This window comes from Mycobacterium sp. SMC-4 (genome assembly GCF_025263265.1).
Lineage (GTDB): Bacteria > Actinomycetota > Actinomycetes > Mycobacteriales > Mycobacteriaceae > Mycobacterium.
In genome coordinates this window covers 370,514-382,487 of the sequence record NZ_CP079869.1, presented here as the reverse complement: position 1 = coordinate 382,487, position 11,974 = coordinate 370,514, and the positions used below count along the sequence as shown (strand labels likewise).

Below are 11,974 nucleotides of genomic sequence, written 5' to 3'. Positions count from 1 at the left end.
ATGACCAGTCCGGCTCCGCACTGGCCGACGGCAGTTCCCCCGGCGTCGCGCGAGGCCGTCGCCGCTGTGCAAGCCGACCCGCGCGCGGCGGTCAAAATGCTGGTCACCGGCGGATTCGGGACGGGTAAGTCAACGGTGCTCTCCGCGCTGCGATCGACGCTGCGCACGGCCGGCCGGCAGGTGCTGTCGCGGCCGACGAGGGCACCGGCGTCGACGGACGTCGCGCCGGACGTCGCCATCGTCGTCGATGACGCTGACCTACTCGACGACACCGAGCTCGCCCAGCTCGGTCACCTGGCCGCCGACCCCGCGGTGACGCTGGTCGTCGCGACCCAGCCCTTGGCCCATCATGGCGCGCTGCGTGCGCTGACCGTCGCGTTGGAGCGCGAGAACCCCGCCGTCGCGCTGGGGCCGTTGCCCGCCGAAGAACTGAGCCGCGCCGCAACCGCGGCGCTCGGTACACCCGCCACTCCCGACCAGGTGCAGATGGTGGCCTCGGCCACCGGCGGGTTGCCGTTTCTGTTGCGACCCGCGCTCGCGGTGGTCGCCGACGGTGACATCGCGATGCGTCAGGCTGCACGATTCGGGCTGATCGACAGGCTGCGGCGGGTCGACGGCGGACTGCTCGACACGCTGCTGGTGTCGTCGTTGAGCCTGGGCCTGGGTCCCGACGATGTCGCCGCCGCGCTGCAGCTGACACCTGTGGTGGCGCTGGCGGCGGTGGACCGAGCGCGCGCGAGCGGGCTGCTCGAGCCCGGTCAGCCCCCACCATTCCTGGAAACCGTGCACGACGCGATCTCCCAGATCGTCGGCGCGGCGCGCCACCACGACGTCGAGGTGGCACTGCTGCACTCCCAGCTGGATCTGTCGACGTTGACCGCCGAGCTGGCGCTGCGGCTGGCCGAGCACGGTCTACGCGACGAGCGGCTGGCCGGCGCCCTGACCGGGTTCGCTGCGCGGCACCACGACCGGCGGGCCCGCGCCGCCCGGCTGTACCGCGCCGCCGGTGATGCCGGTGCCGACGCGCTGAACATCGACCTCGCCGATGCCCTGGCACAGACCGGCGATGTCAGCACCGCGGGCCGGCTCGCCGACGGCCTGTTGGGCGCCTCCGATCCGGGTGAGCGCGCTGCCGCGGTCCGGATCGCGGCCAGCCTGGCGGTTCAGGACGGCAGTGCCGGTCAGGCCGATGACCTGTTCCGCTGGCTCGGTCCGGCGCCGGACGCCGTCGTCAACGCCGCTGCCACCATCGCGGCCCTGGCCGCCGGCGACGCCACGTCGGCCCGCACCGCAGCCGACGCGCCGGTCTCGGGCCCGCCCACGTCGGTGGCGCGGGCCGCCCGCAGTATCACCGAAGGACTGGTGATGACGCTCGAGGCGCCGTATCCGGTCGCGGTGGCCCGGCTTAGTCGGTCCCTGGTCGCCGACCATCACCTGTTCGGCGCGTTTCCCGATACCCCGGCCGCGCTGGTGGCGTTGACGGCGCTGCACGGCGGCGACCCGGTCCGGGCCCGCAGCGTCCTCGGACGCACACTGCAGGACCCGGATACCGACGTCGCTTCCACCGACGGCGCGACCACGCGGCATCGGTTGCTGCTGGGCTGGGCCATGATGCAGGACGGTCAGTTGCAGGGCGCCGCCGGCACCGTCGTGTCCTCCCCGCACCGACGGGACGCACTGTGGGCGGCGGCGTTGCAGACCGGGGTGGCGCGGCGCAGCGGCGACAGCGGTGCGATGCAGAAGCACTGGTACTCGGCGATGGAGGTGCTCGCGGAATACTCCGTCGACCTGTTCACCTTGCTGCCCCTCGGCGAACTGTGGGTCGCCGCGGCCCGCCTGCGTCAGGTCGACCGGCTGCAGCACGTCCTCGATGAGGCGTTCGCACTGCTGGGGCGGCTCGGGGACCCGGTGTTGTGGACGGTGCCGTTGCATTGGGCGGGCGTGCACGCGGGCATCCTGGCCAATGCGCCCGATGCGGTGGCGCCACACGGGCAGGCGCTGACGGCGGCGTCGGCCCACACCGGGTTCGCCAGGGCGCTGGCCACAGCAGGTCGCGTGTGGCTACGGGTACTGGCCGATCACGTCGATGCGGCTGAGGTGGCCGGTGCGGCGCGCGGCTTGGCGCAGTTCGGTCACACCTGGGACGCCACCCGACTGGCCGGCCAGGCCGCCCTGCAGACCACCGATCCGCGGGTGTCGCAGGCCATGCTGCAACTGGCCCGCGACCTCAAGCACACTGTGGCCGGCACCGACGCGCCGGTGACCACCGTGGCCGGTACCGATGCCACCGAGTCGGCGGCTGCTGCGCCGACACCCAGCCGCGGTGCCGCCGTCCTGTCCGATCGTGAGCGCGAGGTCGCCGAACTCTTGCTGCAGGGCCTGCCCTACCGCGAGATCGGCGCGCAGTTGTTCATCTCCGCCAAGACCGTCGAGCACCACGTGGCGCGTATCCGGCGTCGACTGGGGGCCGAATCACGCTCGGAACTGTTGTCGATGCTGCGTGCCATGCTCGCCCCCGCCGGCTGAGCCACCCAGTGAGTTAGGACAGCCTTCGTAGCGCCGCTTCCCTGCCGGATGCAACTATGAGCAGGCCAAGAGCAAAAGTTACCGGTCAGTAACCACAGCTGAGTTACCGGCCAGTAACAAGGAGACCGGAGGCCCGCGTGGATACGCAGATGCTCATCAGGTTGATCGTCGGGGTGTCGATGACCGCCATCGTCGCCGCGCTCGCCGTGAAACGCGTGATGTGGCTGACCAAGCTCATCCGTTCCGGTCAGCCGATGAGCGAAGCCAACAACCGCAAGGACAACCTGCGCAAGCGGATCACCACGCAATTCGAGGAAGTCTTCGGGCAGACCCGGCTACTGAAGTGGTCGATTCCCGGCATCGCCCACTTCTTCACCATGTGGGGCTTCTTCATCTTGGCAACCGTGTACCTCGAGGCCTACGGCTTGCTGTTCGATCACCACTTCCACATCCCGCTGATCGGCCGCTGGGACGGGCTGGGTTTCCTGCAGGACTTCTTCGCCGTCGCCGTGCTGCTCGGCATCATCACCTTCGCGATCATCCGTGTGGTCCGCGAGCCCAAGAAACACGGCCGTGACTCCCGCTTCTACGGCAGCCACACCGGCGGCGCCTGGCTGATCCTGTTCATGATCTTCAACGTCATCTGGACCTACGCGCTGACCCGCGGCGCCGCGGTCAACACCGACGCCCTGCCATACGGCAACGGCGCGTTCTTCTCCCAGTTCATGGGGTGGGTCCTGAGCCCGTTCGGTTACACGGCCAACGCCTGGATCGAGACGATCTCGCTGCTCGGCCACATCGCGGTCATGCTGGTGTTCCTGCTGATCGTGCTGCACTCCAAGCACCTGCACATCGGTCTGGCCCCGATCAACGTCACGTTCAAGCGGATGCCCGATGGGCTGGGACCGCTGCTGCCGGTCGAGTCGAAGGGCGAGGTCGTCGACTTCGAGGATCCTGCCGAGGACGCCGTGCTGGGCCGCGGCAAGATCGAGGACTTCACCTGGAAGGGCTACCTCGACTTCACCACCTGCACCGAGTGCGGGCGCTGCCAGTCGCAGTGCCCGGCGTGGAACACCGGCAAACCATTGTCGCCGAAGCTGGTGATCATGAACCTGCGCGACCACATGTTCGCCAAGGCCCCGTACTTCCTCGACGGAAAGGAGTCGCCGCTGGAGACCACTCCCGAAGGTGGTCTGGGTGAAGAGATCCGCGGCGAGAAGAGCAGCGAGGAGCACAGCCACGAGCACGTGCCGGAGTCCGGCTTCGAGCGCATCCCGGCCGATTCACCGTTGCAGGCCACCCGGCCGCTGGTCGGCACCCTGGAGCAGGGCGGCGTCATCGACCCCGACGTGCTGTGGTCGTGCACCACCTGCGGGGCGTGCGTCGAGCAGTGCCCGGTGGACATCGAGCACATCGATCACATCGTGGATATGCGTCGCTACCAGGTCATGATGGAGTCGGAGTTCCCCGGTGAGCTCGGCGTGCTGTTCAAGAACCTGGAGACCAAGGGCAACCCGTGGGGGCAGAACTCCAAGGACCGCACGAACTGGATCGACGAGGTCGACTTCGACGTGCCGGTCTACGGCAAGGACGTCGAGTCGTTCGACGGTTACGAGTACCTGTTCTGGGTCGGCTGCGCCGGCGCCTACGAGGACCGCGCGAAGAAGACCACCAAGGCCGTCGCCGAGCTGCTGGCCGCCGCCGGAGTGAAGTACCTGGTACTCGGCGAAGGCGAGACCTGCAACGGCGACTCGGCCCGACGCTCGGGCAACGAGTTCCTGTTCCAGCAGCTGGCCGCCCAGAACGTCGAGACCCTCAACGAGCTTTTCGAGGGCACCGAGCGGGTCGACCGCAAGGTCGTGGTCACCTGCCCGCACTGCTTCAACACGCTGGGTCGCGAATACCCGCAGATCGGCGGCAACTACACGGTGCTGCACCACACCCAGTTGCTGAACCGACTGGTGCGGGACAAGAAGCTCATCCCGGTGAAGTCGACCGGCGGACCGGAGGTGACCTACCACGATCCGTGTTACCTGGGCCGGCACAACAAGGAGTACGCGGCCCCGCGTGAGTTGATCGGCGCAGCCGGCGCGAAGCTGACCGAGATGCCCCGCCACGCCGACCGTGGCCTGTGCTGCGGCGCCGGCGGCGCGCGGATGTGGATGGAAGAGCACATCGGTAAGCGCGTCAACACCGAGCGCACCGAAGAGGCGATGGACACCGCCGACACCATCGCCACCGGCTGCCCGTTCTGCCGGGTGATGATCACCGACGGCGTCGACGAGGTCTCGGCTGCGCGTGAGGTCGAGAAGGCCGAGGTGCTCGACGTGGCTCAGCTGCTGCTGGGCTCGCTGGACAAGAGCACTGTGACGCTGCCGGAAAAGGGCACGGCGGCAAAGGAAGCCGAGGAGCGGGCAGCCCAGCTGGCCGCGCAGGCTCCGGCGAAGGCCGACGTCGTGGCCGAAGGGGCCCCAGCCCCGAACGAGGCAACGCCCGAGCCTGCCGAAGCCAAGGCCGACACCGCGACCGAATCCAAGCCGGTGACCGGGTTGGGCCTGGCCGGTGGGGCCAAGCGACCCGGGGCCAAGAAGGCGGCCGACGGCCAGGCGAAGCCGGCAGCGGCGGCACCTGCCAAGGGTCTGGGCATCGCCGGCGGTGCGAAGCGCCCAGGTGCCAAGAAGACCGCGGCAGCACCGAAGGCCGAGGCCTCCGCACCGGTGGAGGCACCGGCTGCGCCGGAGCCCGAGGTCAAGGGCTTGGGCATCGCTGCAGGCGCACGCCGTCCGGGTGCGAAGAAGGCGCCGGCCACCAGCGCGTCGCCGAATGAGGGTGCCGGCACCGTCGTTCAGCCGCCCAACGTGGACCCGGACAAGGCCGAAGCCGGCACGGAAGCCACCGACACCGCCGACTCCGACCGCGGACTCGAGGCGTCCAAGCCCGAGCCGGAGGTCAAGGGCCTCGGTATCGCACCCGGCGCGCGTCGACCAGGGGCCAAGAAGGCACCCGCGGCAGCCCCCAAGGCCGAGCCCGCAGCGGAGACTGCCCCCGAACCTGCCGCGGAGCCCACAGCGAAGGCCGAGCCCGAGACCGCGCCATCGTCGAACGGCTCCACCGGCGATGACACCCGAGTTGTCGGTGACGAGCCGCCGGTCAAGGGTCTGGGCATCGCCAAGGGCGCGCGCCGGCCGGGTCGGCGGTAATCCACCTCACACGAGAGTGCATTCACGGTCGCTAGCGGTGACGGTCGACGACCGTGGATGCACTCTCGGTTTCATATATCACTGGACGGCGGTGCAATCATGGGTGACGTGAGTACCCATCAGGTGCCCTGGCACACGGGCAGTGGCCAACACACCCGCCAGCGCGAGTTCACGCAGTCTTCCAAGCTGCAGGACGTTCTCTACGAGATCCGCGGTCCCGTACACGAACACGCCTCACGGCTGGAAGCCGAAGGGCACCGCATCCTCAAGCTCAACATCGGCAACCCGGCCCCGTTCGGTTTCGAGGCCCCCGATGTGATCATGCGCGACATCATCGCGGCCCTGCCGTACGCGCAGGGGTACTCCGACTCCAAGGGCATCGTCAGCGCACGCCGCGCGGTGTTCACCCGCTACGAACTCGTCGAGGGATTCCCACGTTTCGACATCGACGACGTCTACCTCGGCAACGGTGCCTCCGAGCTGATCCAGATGACCCTGCAAGCGCTGCTTGACAACGGCGACCAGGTGCTCATCCCCGCTCCGGACTATCCGCTGTGGACGGCGTGCACATCGCTGGCCGGCGGAACGCCGGTGCACTACCTGTGTGACGAGACCCAGGGCTGGAATCCCGATGTCGCCGACATCGAATCGAAGATCACCGAACGCACCAAAGCGATCGTGGTGATCAACCCGAACAACCCGACCGGCGCGGTGTACAGCCGCGAAACCCTGGAGCGGATCGCCGATCTCGCACGTGAGCACCAACTGTTGCTGCTGGCCGACGAGATCTACGACAAGATCCTCTATGACGACGCCGAGCACATCTCGATGGCCTCGGTCGCCCCGGATGTACTGACGCTGACGTTCAACGGTCTGTCCAAGGCCTACCGGGTGGCCGGCTACCGGTCGGGCTGGCTGGTGATCACCGGCCCCAAAGAGCACGCCTCCAGCTTCATCGAGGGCATCAGCTTGCTGGCCAACATGCGGCTGTGCCCGAATGTTCCTGCCCAGCATGCGATTCAGGTCGCTCTCGGTGGCCATCAGAGCATCGAAGACCTGGTCCTGCCTGGCGGTAGGCTGCTCGAGCAACGTGACGTCGCCTGGGAGAAACTCAACGAGATCCCCGGGGTCTCCTGCGTGAAGCCTCAAGGTGCGCTGTATGCATTCCCGCGTCTGGATCCGGAGGTGTATGACATCGTCGACGATGAGCAGCTGGTGTTGGACCTGCTGCTGCAGGAGAAGATCCTGGTCGTGCAGGGCACCGGGTTCAATTGGCCCACACCGGATCATCTGCGCATCGTGACGCTTCCGTGGGCGCGTGACCTGACCAACGCTATCGAACGGCTGGGCAACTTCCTGGTCAGCTATCGGCAGTGAGCGTGTGGCACACAGTCATTCCCATTCACTGAACGGGCCCTCCCCGCTGGGGCCGTTGGCCGCCAAGATCGTGGTCGGACTGCTGGTGGCGTGCGGTATCGCGGTGATCGCCGGGGCCGCTCTGCTGTGGCCCAGCGGTCAGCAGGCCGAGATCCCCCTGCCCTTCCAGAATGCCGCCGGAGGCGCGGTCACCACGGAGTCCGGGCGGGTACTGTCCTCCACCACCGCCACCTGCGGCAGTCCCTCGGTCGGCGCCGTACTGACCGGTGATCCGTTGCCCGCCCGCGAGGGCATCGCCGAATGTGTCCAGACCCTGGTGGCGATCGAGTCCGGCCCCAACCAGGGCGCCCGGACGCTGTTGGAGTTCAGCGGTGGCGGTGGCCAGCCGCGGTTGGTCGCCGGGGACGACATCCGCATCAGCAGACAGGTCGACCAGACCGGGACCACCACCTATTCGTTCTACGACTATCAGCGCACTTGGCCCCTCGTGGTGCTGGCAGCGGCCTTCGCGGTCATCGTGGTGGCGGTGGCGAGGTGGCGCGGACTGCGGGCGCTGATCGGTATCGTCGTCGCGTTCGCGGTCCTGGTGGTGTTCCTGTTGCCGGCATTGCGCGACGGTGCGCCGGCGATACCCGTGGCTCTGGTGGCGTCCGCGGCCATTCTCTATGCGGTGCTCTATCTGGCCCACGGCGTGAGTCTGCGCACCAGTGCCGCGCTGCTGGGCACGTTGGCCTCGATGGTGCTGGCCGCCGGATTGTCGTGGGTGGCCATCGAACTGGCCCACCTGACCGGGTTGTCGGAGGATCAGAACAATCAGGTCGCTGCCTATATGGGCAACGTGTCGATCACCGGGCTGCTGCTGGCCGGGTTCATCATCGGCTCGCTCGGCGTGCTCAACGACGTCACCGTGACCCAGGCGTCCACGGTGTTCGAGCTGGCCGGGCTGGAGCGCGCGAGCCGTCGGGTGGTGTTCACCGGCGCGATGCGGGTCGGCCGCGACCATATCGCCAGCACGGTCTACACCCTGGTGTTGGCCTACGCCGGCAGTGCATTGCCGCTGCTGCTGTTGTTCAGCGTCGCGAACCGCTCGCTGGGTGACGTGCTGATCAGCGAGAGCGTGGCCATCGAGATCGCACGTTCGGCGGTCGGCGGCATCGCGTTGGCGCTGTCGGTGCCGCTGACCACCGGCATCGCCGCGGTGCTCGCGACCCCGCGGAACTGAGTTGCGCGTTTGACTGCCGGGGCCCCGGGTATCCGGGCCCGGTGAGCGCGCCCGAGCACAGATCCGAGGTGTCGTTGGTCGTCGACGGCCAACCTCACCGACTGGTCGTCGACAACCGGGTCACCCTGCTCGACGCGCTGCGCGAGCTCATCGGCGCCACCGCACCCAAGAAGGGGTGCGACCACGGCCAGTGCGGGTCGTGCACCGTGCTCGTCGCCGGTCGTCGGGTGACCAGCTGCCTGACGTTCGTGGTGGCCGCCGACGGTGCCGATCTGACGACCGCGGCCGGCCTCGGTGAGCCGGAGCATCTGCACCCGGTCGCCCAAGCGTTTCATGACGAGGACGCCTTCCAGTGCGGGTACTGCACGCCGGGCCAGATCTGTTCGGCCGTCGGCATGTTGGACGAGCTGAAATCCGGCGCGCCGAGCGTCCTCGCCGACGACCTCGAAGCCAGTCCGGAGCTGACCGACGACGAGATCCGCGAGCGGATGAACGGCAACCTCTGCCGGTGCGCGGCCTACCCGAACATCGTGGCCGCCATCGCCAGCGCGGCAAGCCCATGAAGCCCTTCGCTTATCACGTCGCCACCAGCCCGGCCGACGCCGTGGCCACCCTGACCCGTCACCCCGAGGCTGCCTACCTGGCCGGCGGAACCAACCTCGTCGACCACATGAAACTCGGCGTGGCCCAGCCTGACCTCCTCGTCGACGTCAGCCGCCTGCAGCTCACCGACATCGAAAGCACCGACGAAGGTGGCGTGCGCGTCGGTGCCAATGTGCGCAACAGCGACCTGGCCGCCCATCCGGTGATCCGGTCGCGTTATCCGATGCTGGCCCGCGCACTACTGTCCGCAGCGTCGGCGCAGCTGCGCAATTCGGCCACAACTGCCGGCAATCTGCTGCAGCGCACCCGATGTGTCTACTTTCAGGACGTCACCACCCCGTGCAACAAGCGCGAGCCGGGCACCGGATGCTCGGCGATCGGCGGCTACGTTCGGTATCACGCAATTTTGGGGGCATCGCCGCATTGCATCGCCACGCACCCATCGGACATGGCGGTCGCGATGACCGCCCTGGAGGCGACCATCCTGGTCGAGGGTGTCGACGGAGCGCGCCGTATACCGATAGCAGAGTTCTACCGACTGCCCGGTGACCAACCCCACCGCGACACCGAGTTGCGCCACGGTGAGTTGATCACCGCCGTCGAACTGCCCCCGCCCACAACAAGATCGGTCTCGGACTACCGCAAGGTTCGCGACCGCGCGTCCTTCGCGTTCGCGTTGGTATCGGTGGCCGCCGAGATTCGCCTCGACGGCGACCGGGTCGCATCGGCCCGCATCGCCCTGGGCGGTGTCGCGCACCGGCCGTGGCGCGCGCACCGCGCCGAGAATGCTCTGGTCGGCGGTGCGGTCGGCGACGAGTCATGGGCTACCGCAGCAGATGCCGAGCTGGCCGATGCGCAACCGTTGCCCGGCAACGAGTTCAAGATCGATCTGGCGCGGCGCACCCTCACCGCGCACTTGCGCATGTTGGCCGAGCGGAGCCGGCGATGACCCTGCTCAAACCGCACGCCATCGGAACCCCGCGGGCACGCCGTGAAGGCCGGGCCAAGGTCACCGGCACCGCGCGCTACGCCTTCGAGCACCGTGTCGACAACCCGGCGTATCTGCATCCGATCCAGGCCACCATCGCCCGCGGCCGGGTCACCGCGATGCACACCGAAGCAGCTCGTGGAGCCGAGGGGGTGCTCGACGTGCTGACAGTCTTCGACGCGCCGGCGCTGGCGGACGCCTCCGACGGTGAGTTGTCGATCCTGCAGGACGATCGCGTGCACTTCCGGGGCCAGATCATCGGCGGTGTCGTCGCCGAGACTGCCGAAATCGCCAGACACGCAGCCTCTTTGGTGACAGTGCACTATCGCGTAGAATCGCACGATGCCCAGCTCACCAAGGACCATCCCGGGCTCTACGCCCCAGAGTCGGTCAATCCGTCCTACCCACCCGACACCGACGACGGTGATGTCGCGACCGCGTTGGCCCTGGCGGCGGTCACAGTGGACCAGACCTACACCACGCCGATCGAGCACAACAACCCGATGGAGCCGCACGCCTGCATCGTCACATGGACGAGGCCGGACGGCCTAGACGCGGTCACGATGTACGACTCGACTCAAGGGGTGCACGCCGCACGCAAGGCACTGGCACCGATCCTGGGACTGCAGCCCGAGCAGTTGCGCATCATCGCGCCACATGTCGGTGGCGGATTCGGCAGCAAGGGCGCGCCGCACGCGCATAATGTGCTCGCCCTGCTGGCCGCGCAGCGCTGCAGTGGCCGGCCGGTCAAGTTGGCGCTCACCCGCCAACAGATGTTCTCGCTGGTGGGTTATCGCACGCCGACCATCCAGCGGGTGCGATTGGGTGCAGGCCGGGACGGCCGCCTCACCGCGCTGGTCCACGAGGTTGTCGAACAAACCTCTGCGGTCAAGGAATTCGCGGAGCAGACGGCTGTGACGTCACGCAAGATGTACGCCTCGCCGAACCGCCGCACCACCCATCGGCTGGCCGCCTTGGACGTGCCCGTTCCGTTCTGGATGCGCGCACCCGGGGAGTGCCCGGGCACCTACGCCGCGGAGGTGGCGATGGACGAGTTGGCGGTGGCCGCCGGCCTCGATCCGATCGAGGTGCGCATCCGCAACGATCCGGAGGTCGATCCGGAGTCGGGTAAGCCATGGTCTGGTCGTCATCTGGTCGAGTGCCTGCAGCTGGGCGCACAGCGATTCGGCTGGGCACAGCGCGACCCGCAACCGGGTGTCCGGGTGCACGGCGAGTGGCTCACCGGCACCGGCGTGGCCTCGGCGACCTACCCGGGGATGGCGATGCCCGGCAACGCGGCTCGCGTCACCTACATCGCCGAGGGACGCTACGAGGTGCAGATCGGTGCCGCAGACATCGGCACCGGAACCTGGACCGCGTTGACGCAGATCGCCGCCGATGCACTGGGCTGCGACAGCAACGCGGTGGACCTGCACATCGGTGACACCGACCTTCCAGCGGCCTCGGTGGCCGGCGGTTCGTCGGGAATCACGTCCTGGGGGTCAGCGATCGTCGAGGCGACGCGCCAGTTCCGGCGCGACCACGGCGATCCCCCCACCCTCGGCGCCAGCACGCTGGCCGAAGCGCCCGACCCCGACGCCGACGACGTCGTCGTCCAGTCGTTCGGCGCGCACTTCGTCGAGGCGCAGGTCAACCGGCACACCGGCGAGGTTCGGATACCGAGGATGCTGGGGGTGTTCTCCATCGGCCGGGCGATCAACCCGACCACGCTGCGGTCACAGCTGATCGGCGGGATGACGATGGGGCTGTCGATGGCGCTGCACGAAGACAGCGTGCGCGATGCCCGCTTCGGCCACGTCGTGACGCAGGATTTGGCCACCTATCACATCAGTGCGCACGCCGATGTCGTTGACATCGACGCGATCTGGCTGGATGAGGCCGACGAGCACTTCAACCCGATGGGCTCGCGGGGCGCCGGTGAGATCGGCATCGTCGGGTCGGCGGCCGCAGTGGTCAACGCTGTCTATCACGCCACCGGGGTGCGGGTGCGGGATCTGCCGGTGACCCTGGACAAGGTGCTGGCCGGCCTGACCTGAA

At 68.3% G+C, this 11,974-nt stretch carries 7 protein-coding genes; all 7 read left to right on the top strand.

Translation table 11 applies throughout. From position 1 onward, the window contains the following. The 7 genes from iniR (at position 1) to KXD98_RS01785 (ending at position 11,973) form a co-directional block, all read left to right on the top strand. On the top strand, positions 1-2,526 hold the full coding sequence (iniR, locus tag KXD98_RS01815; protein ID WP_260761599.1) for an isoniazid response ATPase/transcriptional regulator IniR: 2,526 nt from the start codon (positions 1-3) through the stop codon (positions 2,524-2,526). 137 nt (positions 2,527-2,663) lie between these two features. Then, positions 2,664-5,726 (top strand): 4Fe-4S dicluster domain-containing protein, encoded by a 3,063-nt coding sequence (locus tag KXD98_RS01810; RefSeq protein WP_260761598.1) that lies wholly within the window; start codon positions 2,664-2,666, stop codon positions 5,724-5,726. Between the two features lie 99 nt (positions 5,727-5,825). After that, a complete protein-coding gene (locus tag KXD98_RS01805) occupies positions 5,826-7,103 on the top strand; it encodes a pyridoxal phosphate-dependent aminotransferase (protein ID WP_260761597.1) in 1,278 nt (425 codons plus the stop codon). Positions 7,104-7,107: 4 nt separating this feature from the next. Further along, the gene (locus KXD98_RS01800; protein ID WP_260761596.1) at positions 7,108-8,325 is read left to right on the top strand and encodes a YibE/F family protein; all 1,218 of its coding nucleotides are present in this window, start codon (positions 7,108-7,110) and stop codon (positions 8,323-8,325) included. Positions 8,326-8,366: 41 nt separating this feature from the next. Continuing rightward, on the top strand, positions 8,367-8,888 hold the full coding sequence (locus tag KXD98_RS01795) for a 2Fe-2S iron-sulfur cluster-binding protein (protein ID WP_260761595.1): 522 nt from the start codon (positions 8,367-8,369) through the stop codon (positions 8,886-8,888). Beyond that, the gene (locus KXD98_RS01790) at positions 8,885-9,877 is read left to right on the top strand and encodes a xanthine dehydrogenase family protein subunit M (protein WP_260761594.1); all 993 of its coding nucleotides are present in this window, start codon (positions 8,885-8,887) and stop codon (positions 9,875-9,877) included. Before KXD98_RS01795 ends, KXD98_RS01790 begins: the two co-directional genes overlap by 4 nt. Further along, the gene (locus KXD98_RS01785) at positions 9,874-11,973 is read left to right on the top strand and encodes a xanthine dehydrogenase family protein molybdopterin-binding subunit (RefSeq protein ID WP_260761593.1); all 2,100 of its coding nucleotides are present in this window, start codon (positions 9,874-9,876) and stop codon (positions 11,971-11,973) included. The genes KXD98_RS01790 and KXD98_RS01785 overlap by 4 nt, the downstream gene beginning before the upstream one ends. Position 11,974 lies beyond the last annotated feature (1 nt).